Below are 21,162 nucleotides of genomic sequence, written 5' to 3' on the forward strand. Positions count from 1 at the left end.
CCCATTTTTTCCCTTTTGTCCTAACAATTTCCTGTATCTCCAAGCTTTTCCCTATTTTTAAGTTCACCCGTCTTTTCAAGCCGCCCTGTTTCTCTGTCATATCTGTACAGCTCCTCTGTTTCTATTTCTCCCATAGATATACCTCTTACCTCCACAATGGAAAGTACCTTTCTGCTTCCGTCTCCCAGCCGTCCCAGATGAACCAGAATATCCAAAGCCGAAGCGATCTGGCTTCGGACCGCCTCCAGCGGCAGTCTGGCTCCCATTAAAACCATAGTTTCCAGACGGTTCAGCATATCTCTGGCTGAATTGCTGTGGCCCGTTGAGAGAGAACCCGGATGGCCTGTGTTCATAGCCTGCAACATATCCAGAGCCTCGGCGCCTCTTACCTCTCCCACGATGATCCGATCCGGATTCATCCTCAGCGAAGCCCGGATTAACTGGCTGATGGTAATCTGTCCCTTTCCCTCTGTATTGGCGTCCCTTGTCTCTAAACGCACCAGATTGGGAACCTGAGAAATCTGCAGCTCTGCCGAATCTTCAATGGTAATTACCCGCTCCGTTCTGGGAATAAAGGATGACAGGGCATTTAAAAATGTCGTCTTTCCTGAATTGGTTCCCCCGCTGACAAAAATATTGTACCGGGCAGCTACCAGCCCTTCCAGAAACTGTGCCGCTTCCTCTGTAACAGCCCCAACGCCAATCAGCTTTTCCATCGTGATCGGTTCCGGAAACTTTCGTATAGTCACCACCGGGCCGTCCAGCGCAACCGGAGGCAGCACGATATGAACGCGGGAGCCATCCTCCAGACGGGCATCTGCAATGGGCGAAGACACATTTACCACCCGGTTTACACGCCCTACGATCTGCTGGATAATATCCTCCAGCTGCTCCGGCCGTTCAAATCTCCGTTCCCACAGAGCTGTTCCGTCTTTTCTTTCGATAAAAATCTTCCCGGCTCCATTTACCATGATCTCTGTTACATTTCTGTCATCTAACAGCTCCTGTAAGATGTCCAGACGCCGAAAACTGTCATAAAGGCTGCTCCTGAGCCACAGCCGCTCTTTAAGAGGCAGAAATAGTTCCTGCCCTTTTTCCCGGATCGCACGGTCAATCTGTTCGTAAAGCTCATCATCCTCCATGCGGCTGCATTCCTGAAGCTGTTCCATAATCTTCTGGCGCAGCTCTTCGCGGATTCCCTCCCTTGGATTTCTTTCAGTCATTTCCCCCTCCTCCCTCTAAAAGAGCCCGGACAAAATCTCCCATCTCTCCCCAGAGAAGCTGATCCATGCAGTTTTCCATGCTGCTCAAAGGCCGTGTCTTTGGAAGACGGAGACGGCAGATTTTTTCTTTAAGGGAAACCGCGCCTGCAGCTGACAGATACCTGTCAAATGCCTGCAGCTTGGCCCTGGATACCGGATCCTCTAAAACCGGCAGATACACCCCGTCACAGCAGTCCAGCAGCGCCGCCGATCCCCTTCCCATGTGGCCCATATCCACTACCAGCCGCCTGTATCCGCTTTCCCTGGCAATACGCCTTAAAAGAAGGGCTAATTCCTCGGGCTCCATCTGGTCCAGATCTTCCCCATAAGCTGCCGGCGGGATCATGTCAACCTGTCCCACAGAGCACACCATGGCCCGGAGCTTCATCCAGTTAAAGCTTCCCTGACGGCAGAGATAAAGCACATCCGAAAAATCCTGATTCACTTCTCCTCCCAAAATAGCCTCAAATCCTGCAAATTCCTCCAGGCTGATAAAAAGTACCGATTCCGTTCTGGACAATACCTGGGCCAAGGTCAATGCAAGGGCTGTTTTTCCGCAGCGGTTCACCGGAGAGTACACACCCAAAATCTGCGCACCCATTCCCGAAAGAGCCAGTGCAGGCTCCGGAGGAGCTGTACAGTAGCAGGTCATGACCTCCCGCAAAATCCCTTCTCCCGACTGAAACCGATAAATAGAGGGTTCCTCCTTCCCTATGGAAAACTCTCCGCCGCAGAGCACCATTTTTAAACCTGCTTTCACTTCATCTGCGGCCGCTTTTACAGTCTCTCCTACTAAAAGAATTTCAATTTCATGGCTGTCTCCGTACTCTTTTAACCGTTCCAGATTCGAAAAGGCCATCGCTGTAAAAGGAATGGTCTCCCTCCGGTTTACATACTCTGCCAGCCTTCTGGCATAAAGCGCATCCTCATCATACACCGCCATTATTTTTACCATCTTTACTCCTCCTGCTGTATTTCTGATTTTCTTCCCTTCTCTGCCTTACCCGGCCTGTGGATGCCACGCCTCCTCTGCCATGCGCCTCCTCCCACTGCCTCAGGCTCCCCGTTCACAGCCTCTGCCATATCTCTGCCGCGGCTGCTCCCACAAAAAAGCAGGCTCCCAGCGGGATGACCGCCTCTCTTCCGTCCCTTGAGGGATCATAATATATTTCCATCATTCTGCTTTGAAAACTGTGCCTGATATAGGCTGATAAATAAAGAAATCGTTTGACCATGCTGCCCTGCCGCAGCATTTTAAGAAGAGCCAGAACTGCTCCTAACATAAATCCGATCGTTAAGGCCTTTAGACCATCCCGAACCCCCAGCCATGCAGTAAACAAGGCTGCCATTTTTACATCCCCAGCTCCGATCATCCCCCTTCGGTATATGGGAAATCCCAATATCACCACTGTAATCAGACGGATCACAAAACCGGCCGCAAACAAACTGCGTTCTGCCATACTTCCCTCTCCCCAAGTCAGCGCTCCGCTGATTCCGGCGATCAACGCAAATCCCAGATATCGGTTGGAAATCCTGTACTCCCTGATATCTCCTGCCGCAGCTGCTGCCATAAAAAGCCAATATAAAAATTTACATACAAAATACAGACTATATTCCTCCTTCCAGAAAAAACGACGCATACTGCCCTGAAACCCCTCTGTTTGCGCGTCTGTCCTCTGCTGTGATCTGCTTAAAAATCTGAAATTCTCTCCCCGACAGGGGATGGACTCTCATAAGAATTACAAAATTAGAATTAAAAATAGAATTTTGAAATGAATGTTACTACATTATGCCCCACCCTCCGACAAAAGTCAAGGGCTATTTTCATTTTACACCATATTTTTCCCTTCATCTGTTCATTTTATCAAATTGTGTCGTTCTAATGAATAATTTATCACTTTTTCCATTTTATTTTTTATGCATTTTACCCATTTTATCTTGACCCGCATTCATCACAATGGTAAAATAGCATTAGTTTAAAATTTTAAACCAAAGGAGGAGATCAAAGGATGACCACTGCGGCAGAACTGCAGAAGCAGTTTCATTCCTGTATGCCTATATTCATTGCCCTTGGTGATAAAGTCCGGCTTTCCATCATAGAAGCCCTAACGGAAAATGCCATGGCACTGGATTCACCAGGCGTATCGGTGGATTTTGCAGATCACGCTATGAATGTAAACGAGATCACCCGGCGCACCAGCCTGTCGCGTCCGGCCATCTCCCATCATTTAAAAATATTGAAAGCCGCCGGACTAGTAGATGTCCGCGAGGACGGCACTGCCAATTACTACTATCTCACCCTCCGGGAGCCTACCAGGCAGCTGATGGAACTGGGTTTCCGGATTGAAGAATTTATACTTTAAAAAGACTTCGGTTCTATTCCCCAATCCTGCATATAATGGTATTTTTCGGATATACTGACTGTGTTACCGGTAAATCCGTCAAAATCCGCTCTGCCGTTTTGGGCAGACGCGCAGGGAGATAATATTCTATGAGTGATTGGATGAAGGCCGTTTGCCAGACCGCAGCAGCCACTCTTAAAAAACAGGATCCGCAGCTTCTTCGCCTGAGGGCCGAGATTGAAGATACCAGACATGCCATTGAAACGGCCAGAAACCATTTTGAGCAGGAAGTAGATCCTACACTGATCGACTGCTGTATTTATGAATGGAATGCAGCGCAGCTGCGTTACCAGTTCCTTTTAAGAAAATTTAAAAGCCGGGAGCTTTGACTCCCGGCAGAATTGCGAGGACAACAACTATGAGCACTTGGTATGAAAAAGCAGTTTTTTATCATATGTATCCCCTTGGTATGACCGGTGCCCCAAAGCAGAATACCGGAACAGAACAGACAGACCGGTTTGATGAGCTGGAATTATGGATTCCACATATAAAAGCGCTGGGCTGCAATGCCATTTACATAGGCCCCCTTTTTGAATCCACCAGCCATGGCTATGATACCAGAAATTACAAACAGACCGACCGCCGTCTGGGCTCCAACGAAGACTTCCGTCATTTCATTTCCCTCTGCCATGAAAACGGGATCAGAGTCGTCGTAGACGGGGTATTCAACCACACGGGACGGGAATTTTTTGCCTTCAAAGACATTCAGGAAAAGAAATGGGATTCCCCCTATAAAGACTGGTACAAGGGCGTAAACTTTGACTGGTCAAGCCCTCTGGGAGACCCTTTCGGCTATGAGGCCTGGCAGGGACATTTTGAACTTCCCTGTCTCAACCATGCCAATCCCCAGGTCTGCCGGTATCTCTTTGACGTGATCTGGTTCTGGGTCGACACCTTTGACATTGACGGCATCCGTCTGGACTGCGCAAACGTACTTGATTTCCATTTTATGGAAGAAATGCGCCGGGAAACGAAAACCATGAAAGAGGATTTCTGGCTCATGGGAGAAGTCATCCACGGAGACTATGGCCGCTGGGTCAATGACCATATGCTCCACTCTGTAACCAACTACGAACTCCACAAGAGCATTTACTCCGGCTTTAACGACCACAATTTCTTTGAAATCGCCCACAATGTACGCCGTCTGGAGGCTATCGGACGCAGTCTGTACACCTTTGTAGACAACCATGATGAGGATCGAATTGCCAGTAAGCTTCGTACAAAGGAGCATCTGCTTCCCGTATACACCTGCCTGATGACCCTTCCGGGCATCCCATCCATCTACTACGGAGGCGAATGGGGAATCGAAGGGAAACGGACGCCCTCCTGCGACGACGCCCTGCGGCCTGCCATTTCACCAGATGCGTTTGATTCCCTCCGCTGTACCCTTACAGACCGTATTTCAAAGCTGAGTATCATTCATCAGGAGAATGAAGAGCTTCATATGGGACGCTATCAGGAACTGCTTTTAACCAACCGTCAATACGCCTTTGCCAGACACGGTGAACACAGCCTGATCATTACCGCTTTAAACAATGACGATAACGAAGCTGTATTAAATATTCCTGTTCCCATGGCTGCCTCTCAGGCTGTAAATCTTCTTGAGGATGGCGAGATCCTCCCCATTCGAGACGGAAAACTGCAGATTACATTAAAGGGCTGTGACGGAGCAGTTCTTAAGATCAAGGGGGAACCGTAATATGGCTGCAAGAAAAAGCACACCGGCAAAACCAACCGCTGCCGCAAAAAAAACAGGAACTTCTTCCAGAGCTTCAGCGCCTGCCGGAACAGGTATGATCTCGGAGCTGGACTGCTATCTCTTCGGAGCCGGCACTCATTATGATATTTACCAGAAACTGGGGGCTCATCCCATGACTTTTAAAGGAAAATCAGGGATTTATTTTGCCGTTTGGGCTCCGCATGCAGAGCAGGTTCATCTGGTAGGCGACTTCAATGGCTGGAACCCTGATGCCAATCCCATGAAAAAAATCTCTGATATGGGAATCTGGGAATACTTTAACCCAGGTATGAAAACAGGTGAACTCTACAAATTTGCCATTACTACCGATACGGGAAAAATCCTTTATAAGGCCGATCCCTTTGCTTTCAGCGCAGAATACAGACCCGGCACCGCTTCTGTAACAGCCGACCTCTCCGGCTTTTCCTGGGCAGATACAGACTGGATCACCAAGCGGGCTCAGAAAGACCCTGAAAAGCAGCCCATGAGCATCTATGAAGTTCATCTGGGCTCCTGGCGTAAAAAGAACCGCCCGGAAAAAGATGGCTGCTATACATATATCGAGGCCGCCCATGAGCTGGCTGCCTATGTGAAGGAAATGGGATACACCCATGTAGAGCTTATGGGAATTGCGGAACATCCCTATGACGGCTCCTGGGGCTATCAGGTAACCGGATATTTTGCGCCTACCTCCCGATATGGCTCGCCAAAGGATTTCATGTATTTTGTAAATTATCTCCATAAAAACGGTATCGGCGTCATTTTGGACTGGGTACCTGCCCATTTTCCAAAGGACGCCCACGGACTGGCTGATTTTGACGGCCATCCCCTCTATGAATATGAAGATCCGCGCAAGGGCGAACATCCGGACTGGGGCACAAAGGTTTTTGATTACGGAAAAAACGAGGTCAAGGACTTCCTCATCAGCAATGCCCTTTACTGGGTAGAGCAGTACCATGTGGATGGTTTGAGAGTGGATGCAGTTGCTTCCATGCTCTATCTGGACTATGGCCGCCAGGACGGACAGTGGGTACCCAATATCTACGGCGGAAACCAGAATCTGGAGGCCATTGAGTTTTTCAAGCACTTAAATACTGTCGTTCAGGGACGCAATCTCGGCGTACTGATGATCGCGGAAGAATCTACCGCCTGGCCCAATGTGACAAAGCATCCGGAGCAGGACGGACTGGGCTTTACCTTTAAGTGGAACATGGGCTGGATGCACGATTTTCTGGAGTACATGAAGCTGGATCCCTATTTCCGCAAATATAACCACAACCGGATGACTTTCAGCCTGACTTATTTTAACAGCGAAAATTATATCCTGGTGTTGTCCCATGACGAGGTAGTTCATTTAAAATGCTCCATGATCAACAAAATGCCCGGTCTGGGAGAAGACAAGTTTTCCAACCTGAAAGCCGGATATACCTTTATGCTGGGCCATCCGGGCAAAAAGCTGCTCTTTATGGGACAGGATTTCGGCCAGTGGCATGAATGGGATGAAAAGGTGGCTCTGGACTGGCATCTGGCAGATGAAGACAGCCACAGAAAGCTTCAGGAATACGTCCGTGATCTGCTGCACATTTATAAAAAATATCCCTGTCTGTACCGTCTGGACAATGACTGGAACGGTTTTGAATGGGTAAATGCCAACGACGGGGACCGAAGTATTTTCAGCTTTATCCGCAGAGATGAAACCGGCAAAAAGAACCTGTTGTTTGTTATAAATTTCACACCCGTAGCCCGTCCCGACTACCGGGTAGGAGTTCCTAAAAAATGTAAATATACGCTGCTACTGGACAATGAACACGGTGCCTACAAGGCTTCTCAGTGTCCTTCCTACACATCCGTCAAGGGAGAATGCGATGGAAAGCCCTATTCTGTGGCCTATCCTCTCCCCGCTTATGGTACGGCCATCTTCCGATTTTAAGTAAAAGGGAATTGTTACCAGTGTATTTCCCAAAAGTACGTTAAAAATTTATCAAATTTAGTATGTACTTTTTACCGCCCTTGTAGTAGAATAAGTACAGTGCGGCGGGAAACCGGCGCAGTACCGTATATAATGTGTGGAAGGAGAGTATGATTATGGCAAGAGAATTAGTTTTCACAAGTGAAAAGAAAACCGTTTATCGTGACGGCAGCACTGCCATCAAGGAATTCTGTGATGGATTCCCGAAAGCCGAGGTTCTGAATGAAGCCCTGTGCAACGCGCGGGTGGAGGATATCGAGGCGCTCAACGTTCCTAAGATCCTGGGGGTTTCTGTTGTTGATGGAAAATGGTCCATCCTGAAGGAATACGTAGAGGGAAAGACCTTACAGCAGTTAATGGATGAAAATCCGGACAAGCTGGAAGAATACATGGAAGGCATGGTGGATCTCCACCTTCTGATCCATAAGCAGGCCTGCCCTCTGTTAAACAAACTGAAGGAAAAAACCATCCGCGCCCTCAAATCCGTGGAGCAGCTGGACGACAGCACACGCTATGAGCTGATGACCAGACTGGACGGAATGCCCAAGCATACCAAGCTCTGCCACGGCGATTTCAATCCATCCAACATCATCGTAGGTGATGATGGCAAATGGTATGTCATTGACTGGGTACATGCTTCCCAGGGAAATGCCAGCGCCGATGTGGCGAGAACCTACCTTCTGTTAAGCTTAAAGGACCGCAAAAGAGCGGAGCTGTACATGGATCTGTTCTGCGAAAAAACCGGTACAGAAAAACGCTATGTGCAGGGCTGGCTCCCTGTAGTAGCCGCAGCTCAGCTGGCCTATAAGCGTCCTGAGGAAAAGGAGCTCTTAGAGAGCTGGATCAATGTATTTGAGTATCAGTAAACAGTAGACCGATCTTACATATCACATTATTTAGGGTTCAAAAAGGCCCTCCGAAGCTGATTTCGGAGAGCCTTTTTCTTTATGTATCTTCCCATTCGCTGGAATCAGACGGTATTTCCTCCGCTATTCGTTCCGCCTTCCTCTCCCGCCGTTCCACAGGAAAAGCTACCTGGGCTTTAAACAGATCGCCGTCAATACTGATGATAAACTCTCCCTTCTGAAGCTGTGTTAAGCTTCTTGCAATGGAAAGTCCCAATCCGCTGCCTTCTGTGGTTCTTGCCACATCGCCCCGTACAAATCGCTCTGTAAGCTCATCCGGACTGATATTCAAAGGCTTTTCAGAAATATTCTTGATCGTAAATACGGCCTTATCTCCCTCTTCTCTTACGTCTACATAGACGCGGCTGCCCTCCTGGGCATATTTAAAGGCGTTCGTATACAGATTTTCCAGAACTCTCCACAGGCGCCTTCCATCTGCCCGGATCATAATGATCTCCTCCGGCAGCGTCTGGATCAGCTCCAGACGGCGCAGAGCAAAACGCTCTTCAAACTCACCGTTTGTCTGCTGAACCAGCTCTACCAGGTTAATATCCGAAACCTCCAGCTTCAGATTGCCTGAACTGGCCTTTGAGGCTTCTACCAGATCTTCTGTCAGCGTCTTTAATCTCTGAGACTTCTGATCCAGCACCTCCAGATAAGCGGCGATTTTGGGATCCTGGATTTTCTGCCGCTTTAAGAGATCTACATAGTTAATAATAGAAGTAAGAGGCGTCTTGATATCATGGGACACATTGGTGATCAAATCTGCCTTTAACCGCTCGCTTTTTACCTTTTCCTGAAGAGCAGTGTCCAGACCGCTGGTAATATTATTGATATGCTCTCCCATTTTCTTTTCCTTGCCTGTGAGCATGGAAGTGTCCAGACGGTAGCCCGTATCTCCGGTAGAAATGGTACTGATGGCCTGATCCAGCAGATCTCTCTGGCAGGCTTCCCTAAACAGCCGGTGAAATACCCAGCCGTCGAGCCATACAAACAGCACAAGCACAACATAATACATGATCCGGTAGCTGATCCGTTCTCCTCTGGTTGTAAATAAAAAGAGAATCAGCCACATCATAAAGCCGTTGCAGCCTAAAAAAGTAAGATAACACAGCGCTCCGCCTACTGCATAGCTGGTCTTTTCCCGATAAGCTTTAAATGCCGCAGTCCCTCTTTTTCCAAGACTCCCCGTCCAAAGCGTTCCGGCCTTGTATCGGCGCAGAAGACTGAAACCGCAGGGAACTGCACAGCTGTAAATGATCAGATATCGAAGCATCTTATTCCAGAAAGGCAGATGTTCCTCACTGAAAAAAAGACCGATTACCATCATTCCAAGCCGTTTCCCCCACAAAAGGAGCACCGCTGCTGCTACAGCCCCCAGGAGAATGCATACCTCCGTAGGAATCCGGTCAACCGGATAAAGGCGTATCTCGCTGTCCAGATTGTCTGTATGTCCCGACAGGAACACCAGCCATACTAACGCCGCAAACAGACCGATGAATCCGACAATTACTCCGCCCATTCCCATAATAAACGCATTTCTCACACTGCGGTACTGGGCAGACTCTTCGGAATAGCTGTCAACATAAGGATATGTGGTATCAACCGAAACCACCAGATAATTCTGGTCATTATTATTCGGATTCCATGTTTCCAAAAGAGCAGCCGCATTCTGGGGAATGACCGCCAGATTCGTATCCATACGAATGGTATTTCCGGGAATAAACAGGTATTTTCCAAATCCTCTCAGCTCATCCAGCGAAAGTTCCGGTACATTGGTATACACCGTTTCCACTCCTTCATCGCTCTTATAAACTACCCGGAAGCGCACATTGGTCTGGTGCTCCATGAAATTGTAATAAATAGAATAATACTGTCCCAGACATTCCAGAATATCCAGAGCCAGTTCTTCCTTTGTCATCCGGGTTTCCATTTCACCCATGCTCAGAAAATCAAAGCCTGTATTCAAAAACTGGACTGTAACCTCCATGTCGTCATCGTCCATGGACATAGGGGAACCCTGAACCGTAAAGTTTTCTCCCAGATAGTAGCCCCTGATCCTGGCATACCGGACGATCTGATCCAGTGTCCAGTCCTCATCTACCCCCGGCCCATCCGTAAGCCGGACAATGGGCTTGCTCATATCCAGCTGTCCGTTTGTTTCAAAGAGATCCTTATAGCCGATATATGTAAAAATATTTTCTATATCTTTTCCCAGCTTCATGCTGAAGGTATCAGAGTCCTCGTAGGTTTCCTCATAGACCCAGCTGATCCCTCTTCCGTAGCCTCCGTTTAAATACATGGCGCTGATGCCCGCCAGGGCCATAGCGAGGAATATCACTGAAAGAAGGGATAAAACCACCTTCTGAATACGTATTTTCTTTCTGTTCTGCTCCATAGGTCCACCTACTGTTTTTCAATCTTGTATCCTACGCCCCAGACTACTTTAAGATACTTCGGCTCTCTTGGGTTAATCTCAATTTTTTCCCTGATATGGCGGATATGGACCGCTACTGTATTGTCTGCCCCGATTGCTTCCTCATTCCATATCTGTTCATATATTTCATCAATGGAAAATACCTTGCCCGCATTCTTTACCAAAAGCAGGAGAATATTATACTCGATAGGAGTCAGCTTAATGGGTTCTCCGTCTACTGTAACCTCTTTATTATCATCATTGATCTGAAGGCCGCCGCACTTGTAAACCTGATCCTGCTCCTGCTGGTTTAAGTTGCCAAGCTGTGTATAGCGGCGCAGCTGGGACTTGACTCTGGCAACCAGCTCCAGAGGATTAAACGGCTTTGTAATATAGTCATCTGCCCCGATATTCAATCCCAGGATCTTGTCTGTATCCTCAGATTTGGCAGACAGGATGATAATGGGGATGCTGCTGTTTTCCCTTACCTTAAGAGTCGTCCGGATACCATCCAGTCCGGGCATCATTACGTCCAGGATCAGCAGGTCTGCGGAGTTATTTTCCAGATATTCCAGGGCCTCATAGCCGTCATACGCCTTAATTACCTTGTAGCCTTCTCCTGTAAGATAAATATCAATGGCTTCCACAATCTGCTTGTCATCGTCGCATACTAAAATTGTCTGCATTTGTATTTCCTCCCATTTTTTTCCAAAACGCACACATCCGCGGGACATGTGCCGCGGATGTGTTATGGCTTTGCCTGACTCTTTCTTTCAGAGATTCTCTGTAGCTTTTAGAAGATTCTCCATGCACAGATAAAGTTGTTTCTCCACCACTGGCTTAAGCTTCTGTGTACTACGCGGCCGTTACTGGAGGATGCGTCGATCACAGTCCCGCCTCCTGCCGCAATACCTACATGGCCGTTTACTACCACAATATCGCCGGCCTGAATATCATTAAAGTTGGTGATCTTCGTATAGCGTCCCACATTGCGCCAGCCGGAAGAAGTAAGGTAGCTCTGACGAACACCTACCTGATTCAGACACCAGTATACAAAACCGGAGCAGTCGAAGGCATTGGGACCCTTAGCTCCCCACACATAAGGACTTCCGATCTTGGATGAAGCCACAGATATCAAAGCAGATACGCCTGTACCGGAAGGTGCCTTCGGCGCAGAGGAAGAACCGCCCTGGCTGCCGTTATTTCCTGCCGGCTTCTTATTTCCGCCGCTTCCTCCCGTACTTCCTCCTCCAGTCTGTGCAGAGCTTCCTCCGCCGGAGTTTGCTGCCGGACGTCTCACATTGTCGCTGGTAAGCTTTGTCATGGTCTGGATGCCGACCTGACCATCTGCTGCCAGTCCGTTGCGGCTCTGGAAGTTTTTAACCGCCTGCTCTGTTACCTCTCCATAATATCCGGTCACATTGGCAGAGCTTAAATATCCATATTTGCTTAAAAGCTGCTGTACTCTGGTAACCGTTTCGCCCTGTTCGCCCAGCATCAATCCATTTGGACGAGCCGACGGATCATTTAAGGCAATACGGGTAGATGGACCCAGGTAGCCGTCTACGACCTGATCGTTTCTGGCCTGGAACTGCTTTACAGCAATCACTGTATCCTGTCCATAAGCGCCGTCCGGTGTGGTTGTAAGATATCCTAATTCCTTCAGACGCTGCTGGCAAGCTAAAACCACCTCACTCTTTTCGCCGTAAGACAGGAGGTTGGGGCGGACCTCATCGCTGTACAGAAGGTTATAGGTTTTCTGTCCTACCTTTCCATCCGGGCTTAGGCCATTGACCTCCTGAAGCTTAATTACAGCAGCTTCCGTGGAATCTCCAAAATTACCAGTTACCTGATCCGCCTTTGCCAGATAACCCAGCTCATAAAGACGCTGCTGGATCCGCTGTATATCGTCGCCCTGGGTTCCCTTGGAAACGGCATAATACTTGGCGTCCTCAGCCATCAGAGCCTCCCAGGTGGCATCTCCCACAATTCCATCCTGTGGCATCTCATTCTGCCTCTGGAAATGTTTTACAGCCTGAAGTGTTACCTGGCCGAAATAATCGGTAGGTTCATCATTATCCATAAATCCCAGATCCATGAGACGCTGCTGGAGCTTCTTTACGATCTCATGGCGGACGCCTTCCCTTAAGTACTCAGGAACCGGCTCCGCATTCTCCGGAAGCTCTACATCATCCAGATCGGGCAGGATCTGGCCGCTTAAGTTTAAAGGTGCGATAGCTTCTGTTTCCTCCTCAGGGGCTGCCGCCCGTGCCTGGGCCTGAGCCGGAGTTGCCGCTATCCCCCCTGCTGTCTGGTCTGCACAACCTCCCAGTGTGAGAGAGGCTGCCAGTATCCCTGAGGCCAGGGCATATGTAAGGTATTTTCTGTATCTAAATCTTTGGTTCATGAAATTGCTCTTGATCCTTCCTTTGTATGACTCAGCCTGAAATATGGCCGGATTTAACCATATGATACCGGATGTAAAATCCCGGTGTGCTGTCTCGTTCACTTTCAGTATCATATTATCATATTCCGATATAAATGGCGAGATTTTTTTACGGGATCAGCCCCCCTGACCGCTGAGGATGGCCTGATGCGTTCCTGCTTTTTCCACTTCTTTTAAATGGCTTCCGCTTAAAAAACGGCACTCTGGCAGCTGCCGCCTCAGCCTGTCCGCTCTTCTGGAAGGAGCGGATCACCTCGTCCAGCTGGCGGAATCGCTCCTCTTCTTTCCGGTCTGAGGACTGAAGCAAAAGCTCCATTTCCCCGGATAGCTTTTCGTTTACAAGACTGCTGATATCCTGACTGAGCTTCTCATTATTAACCTCCAGAGCCCGTCCGATGATCAGGTTCATAATCTGCTGGAACTGGGCCATTCGTTCCTCCATAGAAACAGCCGGGATTGTTTCTGCCTGAACCGGCCTTAATGCCGCCAGACGTTCCTCCTCCTTAAACCCTCTTAAAGCGGCATCCATATCCTTTTCCAGCAGTTCGTCCGTAAGCTGCGCTCCATTTTCCCCATCCTGATGCAGAACCTGGTTTAGGGCATGCTTAATGGCTTTCAGCTGATACCCCTTTTCCTTTAAGCTCTTTACCTGCCTAAACATACGGATATGAAAATCTGTATAATATCTGTGTCCCATCTCATTTCTGGGAATATCCAGCTCCAGTTCTTCCTCCCAGTACCTTAATACATGGGCTTCCACATCCACCTTTCTGGACGCGTCTGATATAAGATAATGTACTTCATCCATAACTGTTCTCTCCTTCACACTGCTTAATGTAACGATCCTCCGCCGTGCCCTGCGCGGTTCGGTTTGACCTTACTTTTAATGTATGCGTTGAGAACTGCTATTATGACTGAAATTTTAACCCTCTGAATTCCCGCCCTGAGGCCGTGCTGCATTGACGAACTTCGTGTACTCCGGCTTCCAGATTAGATTCACCGTTCCAATAGGGCCGTTACGCTGCTTTGCAATAATAACTTCAGCCTCGTTGGGATGCTCCGTATCTTTGTTGTAATAATCATCGCGGTATAAAAACATTACCACATCCGCATCCTGCTCAATGGCTCCTGATTCTCGAAGATCCGAAAGCATGGGCCTGTGGTCTGTACGGGTCTCGCAGGCACGGGACAGCTGGGAAAGAGCGATCACAGGCGCATGAAGCTCTCTGGCAATAGCCTTTAAGGAACGGGAAATCTCGGAAATTTCCTGCTGGCGGTTGTCATTTCCGCCCTTTTTGCTGCCGCTCATCAGCTGCAGGTAGTCAATGATCACAAGGCTTAGACCGTGCTCCAGCTTCATTTTCCTGCACTTGGATCGAAGCTCTGTGATGGAAATGCCCGGCGTATCGTCAATGATCAGCTTGGAATTTCCGATCACGCCGATTCCCTCTACCACTGCATCCCAGTCTGCATCTGTAAGAGTACCGGTACGCAGCTTCTGGGAATCTACGTTCGATTCCATAGACAGCATACGGTTTACCAGCTGTTCCTTGGACATCTCCAGGCTGAATACCATACAGGGCAGATTTTTCCGCACGGATACATAATCTACCACATTTAGCACAAAGGCCGTCTTTCCCATGGAGGGACGGGCAGCGATCAGGATAAAATCAGAGGGCTGAAAGCCGGACAGCTTGTAGTCCAGGTCAATAAAGCCGGACGGAATACCCGTAACTGTTCCCTGATTGCGGTAGGCGTCCTCGATCTTTTCCAGCACATTGATGGCAACCTGCTTGATGGGTACAAATTCCTGCCCGCCCTTATTCTGAAGAAGGTCAAATACCGATTTCTCCGTATCTGCCAGAATATTTTCCAACGGTTCCTTTCCCGCATAGCAGGCCCCTGCAATCTCCTCTGTGGTCTTGATCAGCCGGCGCAGCACAGCCTTTTCGCTTACAATATTGGCATAGGATTTTATATTGGCCGAGGTAGGCACCATGGTCATAATATCCCTGACAAAGTCAAGGCTGCTGACCTCAGGGGGGACATCCTTTTCCTTCAAACGATCCTGCAGAGTAACCAGATCCACCGGTTTTCCCTCGTTAAAAAGCTCTACCATAGCATCAAACATAATGCCGTACTGCTGCTGATAAAAATCACTGCCTGTTATAATCTCTGACGCCGCGATCACAGCCTCCCGGTCCATCAGCATGGAGCCGATTACCGACTGCTCCGCTTCCAGACTGTGGGGAAGCACCCGCTTAATCAGGGCTTCTTCCATGACTCTTTCCTCCTACTATAATATTTGCCAAACCTGCGCTCCGGAATTTTCTGTCCGGAAGCCTGCGAAAACAGGACGGCGCATCCCTTCCTTCCGGAATACGATACGCCGCCCCCTTTACGTCCTTTTTACGCTTCTACTACCTTCACAGCCAGCTTTGCAGTCACTTCCTTGTGAAGCTTAACTGCTACCTCAAAGCTTCCGATGGCCTTGATGGGATCGTTTAAAACGATCTTCTTCTTATCAATATCCAGCCCCAGCTGATCGGCTGCTGCCTTGGCAATTTCCTTGGAAGAAACAGCGCCAAAGGCTCTTCCGCCTTCTCCTGCCTTGATCGAAACAACCACCTTGGACTTTTCAATCTTCTCTCCCAGCTCCTTAGCCGCTGCCAGCTGCTCTGCTGCAACTTTCGCATCATTTGCCTTCTGAAGCTTTAAGTCGTTTAAATTCTTGGCAGTTGCCTCTACTCCCAGCTTTTTAGGCAGGATAAAGTTTCTCGCATAGCCGTCATTTACCTTTACAACCTGACCTTTTTTTCCAAGTGCCTTTACATCCTCTAATAATACAATTTCCATATTGATCCATCCTTTCTGTCTCTATGATACGTCGCCCTCTTCCAGCATCTGCCGGATTACTTCTTTCAGGCGGTCTTTTGCCTCCTGTATGGAAACGCCCTGCATCTGGGCTCCGGCGATGGTACGGTGGCCGCCGCCGCCCAGCTTCTCCATCATTACCTGTACATTGACCTCGTCAATGGAACGGGCGCTGAAATAAATGGTATTATTGTAATCGGTGAGAACCACGGAAGCTTTTATTCCCTTGATCTCAAGGAGTTCATTAGCCACCTGGGCTCCGGTAATCGTCGGACTGTCAAGCCCCTCTGCCGGGCACACGCTGATGGCAAACGCATCCATATACACCTCTGCCACCCGCACAGCCTCTGCCTTGGCCTGATAATCCTTCATATTTTCCCTGAACAGCTTGCGCACTCTCGTAATGTCCGCCCCGCTTCTTCGCAGGAAGGCCGCTGCCTCAAAGGTACGCACGCCGGTCTGATTTGTAAAATTCTGGGTATCAATCACAATACCCGCATACATGGCGTCTGCCTCTGCAGGCCGCACCTTGATGCCGTCTGCAATATACTGCAGCACCTCTGCCACCATTTCACAGGTAGAAGAAGCATAGGGCTCTACATAGGAAAGCACCGCATTGTCAATAACCTCGTTGCTGGTTCTGTGGTGGTCCAGCACAACGATCGTCCGCACCAGGCGCAGAAGGGACGGCTCATCTGTAATGCTGGGACGGTTTACATCCACCACCACAAGCATGGTGCCTGCATCTGCCAGCTCTGCCGCCTGAGGCCCTTTTAGGAACATATCGTCCGGATATTCCGCATTGTCCAGGAAGCGCTCCATCATGGGACGGACGGAGGAAGTAACCTCATTGAGCACAATATTGGCCTTTTTATTCATGGACATGGCGATCCGGTAAATGCCGATGGCTGCGCCGAAGGCGTCAATATCTGCCAGACGGTGGCCCATGATCAGCAGCCGATCCTTATTTTCCATCAGTTCCCGCAGGGCGTGGGCCTTTACACGGGCCTTCACTCGGGTTGTCTTTTCCATCTGCTGTGCCTTGCCGCCATAATACTGGATCTTATCCGAATCCTTTACGACCGCCTGGTCGCCGCCCCGTCCCAGAGCCATATCAATCGAGGTTCTGGCATACTCATAATTCTGAGCATAACTTTCACCGTTCATGCCGATACCGATACTTAAGGTCACGGCCATCTCATTTCCGATATTAACAGTCTTTACATCTTCCAGAATGGGGAAACGGGACTCCTGCATCTTAGCCATGTGCTGCTGGCAGATTGCAAAGAAATATTTATCCTTTTCAATCTTTTTTACAATGCCGTTCATGGAAGCAATATACTTGCTGATCTTACGGTCGATCAGGGCCGTAAGCAGGGATCGCCGCACTTCTTCCACGCTTTCAAGCGCTTCTTCGTAATTATCCAGATAAATCAGTCCTGCTACCAGTTTCTGATCATTGACCTGCTGTTTGTATTTTAACGTCTGGGTCTCATCCATGAGATAGACAGCCGTAATGCCGCCTTCTCCCGTTTCCAGACCATTATCAGCCACGGCCTGAGACAAGGAAGCAATCGCCAGCTCCCGCAGGTCTACCCGGTAATTTCTCTCCAAATATGAGCTGTGTATGCTCACTGTCTCTCCGCCTGTAGCCAGCATTTCCTTCGTAACCTCCGGAAACAGGGCCGTCAGATTAGGCGCTGCCGTCTTATCTTCCCCTAAGATCAATGAAAACTCGCGGTTCATCCACAAAAGACGCCCCGTCCGGTCTGCCACTGCATAGGGAACCAGCATTTCTTTCAGGATATCCTGCTTGCTCTGATCGTAAGCTTCCGCAAATGCGATCAGTCCTGCCAGGATTCCCCTTTTTCTGGAACAGTAAAGCCACAGCGCAATTCCAATATAGACAAGAGTAAAAGCCGAAACAATGATTCCCGCCGTAAACGACACCGCCCCCACAGCTGCCGCAAGCAGGACCATAAAGACTGTCAAATACAGCGGCCACTGCAGATATACGCGAAATGTCCACCGCATCTTTCCTTTATCTTTCATATCCTTCCTCCAATTTGTACCCGAAAATGGAATACGCCTATCTTATAGAGTATACCATATCTGCCCGGATTCGTCCATTGGAAAACGGATTTTGAAACGCAGGAGCTTTCATAAGCCTTTTCCAAACCGTAAGGCAAAATAAAAGATACGCACAAAAAACGGTTTACACGCAAAAAAGAATCGAATATAGTAGGAATGACAGCAGAGAATATCTTTAATACAGGAGTATTAGTGTGAAAGAAAGTAGAGGAAAGCCATAGATTGGCGCACTTGAATAAGCTGTCTAAAGCAGGCAACTTTTTGAAGTGTTATAGAGTTAGGAAATTAGTTCAAGAAGCGAATGGTTCATCAGGAGGAAGTAATCCTTCTCGTTGCAATAGTTTCCTGGCTTATTTGATAGCCTTCGCTTTTTGTTTTTCAACAAGAGCTACAGGCATATCGATTTTGTAAAGATCGCTCGGATTCCACTGCTCACCAGTAGACAGCATCTGGTAGATGGCGGTAAGAATCATACGGGCAATAGCGATAATGGCTCTTTTCTTGCCACGACGTTTAACAAGAGATTCATATTTCTTTTTGTAGTAAGGAGATTTGTCAGATTTTACGGCTGCATGAGCACACTGTACTAATGCAGGTTTGAGGTAGACTCCGGCACGTGTAATCCGGACAGATTTCTTCTTACCAGCAGATTCATTGCTGCCAGGTGTTAAACCAGCCCAGCAACATAAACGTTTGGAACTTGAGAACTGAGACATATCAGTGCCAATTTCGGAGATGATAGTGATTGCACTATCACGTTTGACACCCGGAATGGTACAGAGGAACTGGACAGCATTTTCAAAATCAGTGTTAGAAGAAATCATATTTTCTATCATTTTATCAACATCATTGATTTCGGCTGTGATATAATCCATATGTGCGCGGACAAGGCGCATACGGTATTTTTGGGCATCAGTCATCTGATATCCTTCGACGGATTCTATAACAGCATCTTCTTTGGATTTGAGGCTCCGAAGAAGTTTTGATGCGATTTCTTCGTGGTTAATGGATGAACCCGATTGTTCAAGCAGATAGTCGATAATGGATGTGGATGACTTCCCAAAGATATCGGAAACAACAGAATCTAATGCAACATTGCAAACAGTAAGAGCATTCTGATATCTATTCTTTTCACTTGAACGGCAGGAAACAAGCTTGTAACGATAGCGAGTGTATTCCCTGAGAATACGGACTTTCTTGCAGGGAATATAACTGCCTTTGACAAGTCCAAGACGGAACAAATCCCCAATCCATTTAGAATCTTTTGTATCATCTTTGTTGCCTTTCACCGCCTTTACCCATTTAGGATTGGCAATGACAACATTGATATCATCTTCCAGAAGATTAAAGACAGGAACCCAGTATTTACCTGTGGATTCCATGCAGACATCATGGCAATCATTGTCGAGAAGCCATTGCTTGAATTCAAGAATTGAATTGTTAAAGGTGGAAAAACGCTTCTTTTGGTAAGAAGGCTCAATGCCGCCGGTAGTTTTTACAATTGTGGCAACGAGAAAAGATTTGTGAACATCGACACCACAACAGGTTTGATAAGTAACTTTCATAGTCAGACTCCTTTCGTGAATGATAAGAAGCCATTGACTGAACTGCCACACAATTAAACGAAAGGCTTAAACAATTCTTAGTGTACGGATTCATGATGCCACTTATTTGTGCTTGAAAAGGCAGAACTTACACTGATTAATATGCTGTCTAAAACGAAGGAAGTTATTACAACTCCTCCTCCCGTGCTTTGTAGTGTAGCTTCTTGCAAACTATTTTACAGCACAGTGTAGAGAGTTGGAACACTTTCATTACTATTTGTGCCGCCAGCCGAAGGCGGCGGAATGGAGATTCATATGAAAAAATCAGACTTTATGAAAGAATTTATAGTAATAACCTTTGCCACCCTCATTGTTTCAGCCGCCGTGTTCTTCTTTCTGATCCCCAGTCAGGTGTCTGTAGGAAGCATATCCGGTCTGGCTATGATCCTCGGCAATATCATCCCTCTCCATATCTCCATCATTACTTTTATCCTTAACGGGCTTTTGCTGATAATCGGCTTTCTCCTGATCGGAAAGGAATTTGGCGCAAAAACGGTTTACACCTCTCTTCTGCTTCCATTATTTTTAAGGATATTTGAAATATGGTTCCCCGATTTTTCATCCATTAACGGCGATCCCTTTCTGGATATGGTCTGCTATATCTTTGTTGTAAGCATCGGACTTGCAATTTTATTCCGGGAAAATGCCTCCTCCGGGGGACTGGATATTGTGGCAAAGCTGTTAAACAAATATTTCCGCATGGACATGGGAAAAGCCATGGCGCTTCCCGGTATGTGCGTGGCCCTGTCCTCTATCCTGTTTTATGATAAAAAGCTGGTCGTTTTAAGCCTTTTAGGCACCTATTTAAACGGGCTTGTACTGGATCACTTCATATTCGGCCTGAATCTGAAAAAACGAGTCTGCATCATCTCTGAAAAAGAAGCTGAAATACGCAGTTTTATCCTAAACCGCCTTCACAGCGGCGCTACCATCTATGAAGGCCGGGGCGCCTATGACGGTCAGCCTAAAACAGAGATCATTACCATCGTGGATAAAAATGAATACGCCCTTTTGATGTCGTATCTTTTAAAAACAGACCCTTCCGCCTTTGTCACAGTTTACACGGTCAGCGAAGTAATCTACCGGCCGAAACCCCGCCAAATTTTATAAAATAATTTCATTCCCCCTCTTGATTTTTCCCCGCTCATGTGATATTATTATCACTGCTTATCAAACAAAGCATGGGCGAATTCCCGAGTGGCCAAAGGGGACAGACTGTAAATCTGCTGGCACTGCCTTCGGTGGTTCGAATCCACCTTCGCCCAGTTGCATACCAGAGTAAGCTTAAGAGCATCAGTGCTTTGCATGTAAAGGCTCTTGTTTTCAGCCCAAGTATGCATATACTCCTATATGGAATGCCGCAGTGGCGGAACTGGCAGACGCCCGGGACTTAAAATCCCGTGGGTAGTGATACCCGTACCGGTTCGATTCCGGTCTGCGGCATTAGTTAAAAAT

18 protein-coding genes and 2 tRNA genes are annotated in these 21,162 nt (G+C 47.9%); 8 read left to right on the forward strand and 12 right to left on the reverse strand.

Translation table 11 applies throughout. The features are described 5' to 3' along the window. Nucleotides 1-20: 20 nt before the first annotated feature. The 4 genes from BN3656_RS05675 to BN3656_RS05685 are packed head-to-tail and all read right to left on the reverse strand — an operon-like array spanning nt 21 to nt 2,902. Nucleotides 21-1,223, reverse strand: coding sequence for a CpaF family protein (locus BN3656_RS05675; RefSeq protein ID WP_066545076.1), 1,203 nt, complete (start codon nt 1,221-1,223; stop codon nt 21-23). Beyond that, the gene (locus BN3656_RS05680) at nt 1,216-2,217 is read right to left on the reverse strand and encodes a hypothetical protein (protein WP_066545079.1); all 1,002 of its coding nucleotides are present in this window, start codon (nt 2,215-2,217) and stop codon (nt 1,216-1,218) included. The genes BN3656_RS05675 and BN3656_RS05680 overlap by 8 nt, the downstream gene beginning before the upstream one ends. 2 nt (nt 2,218-2,219) lie before the next feature. Next, nucleotides 2,220-2,345: a hypothetical protein gene (locus BN3656_RS16975; RefSeq protein WP_278283689.1), complete on the reverse strand. Its 126-nt coding sequence runs from the start codon at nt 2,343-2,345 to the stop codon at nt 2,220-2,222. Then, entirely contained in the window at nt 2,330-2,902 is a 573-nt protein-coding gene (locus BN3656_RS05685) for an A24 family peptidase (RefSeq protein WP_066545082.1), read from the reverse strand. The genes BN3656_RS16975 and BN3656_RS05685 overlap by 16 nt, the downstream gene beginning before the upstream one ends. Before the next feature lie 369 nt (nt 2,903-3,271). Between BN3656_RS05685 and BN3656_RS05690 the strand changes: the two genes are divergently transcribed. From BN3656_RS05690 to BN3656_RS05710, 5 genes are all read left to right on the forward strand, one after another. Next, on the forward strand, nt 3,272-3,625 hold the full coding sequence (locus tag BN3656_RS05690) for a metalloregulator ArsR/SmtB family transcription factor (RefSeq protein WP_066545086.1): 354 nt from the start codon (nt 3,272-3,274) through the stop codon (nt 3,623-3,625). Between the two features lie 128 nt (nt 3,626-3,753). Beyond that, complete coding sequence (locus BN3656_RS05695) at nt 3,754-3,993, forward strand: YaaL family protein (RefSeq protein ID WP_066545087.1); 240 nt, start codon at nt 3,754-3,756, stop codon at nt 3,991-3,993. Nucleotides 3,994-4,022: 29 nt separating this feature from the next. Continuing rightward, a complete protein-coding gene (locus BN3656_RS05700; RefSeq protein WP_066545088.1) occupies nt 4,023-5,363 on the forward strand; it encodes an alpha-amylase family glycosyl hydrolase in 1,341 nt (446 codons plus the stop codon). Between the two features lie 94 nt (nt 5,364-5,457). Then, the gene (gene glgB, locus BN3656_RS05705) at nt 5,458-7,332 is read left to right on the forward strand and encodes a 1,4-alpha-glucan branching protein GlgB (protein WP_066545321.1); all 1,875 of its coding nucleotides are present in this window, start codon (nt 5,458-5,460) and stop codon (nt 7,330-7,332) included. Between the two features lie 155 nt (nt 7,333-7,487). Further along, nucleotides 7,488-8,237 carry an aminoglycoside phosphotransferase family protein gene (locus tag BN3656_RS05710; RefSeq protein ID WP_066545090.1) on the forward strand — a complete coding sequence of 250 codons (750 nt, stop codon included), beginning with the start codon at nt 7,488-7,490 and terminating at the stop codon, nt 8,235-8,237. Between the two features lie 79 nt (nt 8,238-8,316). Here the strand turns inward: BN3656_RS05710 and BN3656_RS05715 are convergent, their stop codons facing one another. The 8 genes from BN3656_RS05715 to BN3656_RS05750 form a co-directional block, all read right to left on the reverse strand. Further along, nucleotides 8,317-10,674, reverse strand: a complete 2,358-nt coding sequence (locus tag BN3656_RS05715) for a HAMP domain-containing sensor histidine kinase (protein WP_066545092.1) — start codon at nt 10,672-10,674, stop codon at nt 8,317-8,319. 8 nt (nt 10,675-10,682) lie between these two features. Further along, nucleotides 10,683-11,378: a response regulator transcription factor gene (locus BN3656_RS05720; protein WP_066545094.1), complete on the reverse strand. Its 696-nt coding sequence runs from the start codon at nt 11,376-11,378 to the stop codon at nt 10,683-10,685. Between the two features lie 107 nt (nt 11,379-11,485). Beyond that, complete coding sequence (locus tag BN3656_RS05725) at nt 11,486-13,099, reverse strand: peptidoglycan-binding protein (protein WP_066545323.1); 1,614 nt, start codon at nt 13,097-13,099, stop codon at nt 11,486-11,488. A gap of 148 nt (nt 13,100-13,247) precedes the next feature. Beyond that, entirely contained in the window at nt 13,248-13,946 is a 699-nt protein-coding gene (locus tag BN3656_RS05730; RefSeq protein ID WP_066545098.1) for a MerR family transcriptional regulator, read from the reverse strand. Between the two features lie 114 nt (nt 13,947-14,060). Beyond that, nucleotides 14,061-15,419 (reverse strand): replicative DNA helicase, encoded by a 1,359-nt coding sequence (dnaB, locus tag BN3656_RS05735; protein WP_066545101.1) that lies wholly within the window; start codon nt 15,417-15,419, stop codon nt 14,061-14,063. A gap of 128 nt (nt 15,420-15,547) precedes the next feature. Continuing rightward, nucleotides 15,548-15,994, reverse strand: coding sequence for a 50S ribosomal protein L9 (gene rplI / locus BN3656_RS05740; protein ID WP_066545103.1), 447 nt, complete (start codon nt 15,992-15,994; stop codon nt 15,548-15,550). Between the two features lie 21 nt (nt 15,995-16,015). Then, nucleotides 16,016-18,064 carry a DHH family phosphoesterase gene (locus BN3656_RS05745; protein ID WP_066545106.1) on the reverse strand — a complete coding sequence of 683 codons (2,049 nt, stop codon included), beginning with the start codon at nt 18,062-18,064 and terminating at the stop codon, nt 16,016-16,018. Between the two features lie 389 nt (nt 18,065-18,453). After that, entirely contained in the window at nt 18,454-19,668 is a 1,215-nt protein-coding gene (locus BN3656_RS05750) for an IS110 family transposase (protein WP_066545109.1), read from the reverse strand. A gap of 294 nt (nt 19,669-19,962) precedes the next feature. On the opposite strand from BN3656_RS05750, the gene BN3656_RS05755 reads away from it, so the two are divergent. The 3 genes from BN3656_RS05755 (at nt 19,963) to BN3656_RS05765 (ending at nt 21,150) form a co-directional block, all read left to right on the forward strand. Then, nucleotides 19,963-20,817: a YitT family protein gene (locus BN3656_RS05755; RefSeq protein ID WP_066545325.1), complete on the forward strand. Its 855-nt coding sequence runs from the start codon at nt 19,963-19,965 to the stop codon at nt 20,815-20,817. 73 nt (nt 20,818-20,890) lie between these two features. Next, a tRNA-Tyr gene (locus BN3656_RS05760) sits at nt 20,891-20,972 on the forward strand. A 92-nt stretch (nt 20,973-21,064) separates the two neighbouring features. Next, nucleotides 21,065-21,150: transfer RNA gene (locus BN3656_RS05765), tRNA-Leu, on the forward strand. Nucleotides 21,151-21,162 lie beyond the last annotated feature (12 nt).

The sequence above is a fragment of the Clostridium sp. AT4 genome, from assembly GCF_001517625.2.
Taxonomy (GTDB): domain Bacteria; phylum Bacillota; class Clostridia; order Lachnospirales; family Lachnospiraceae; genus Enterocloster.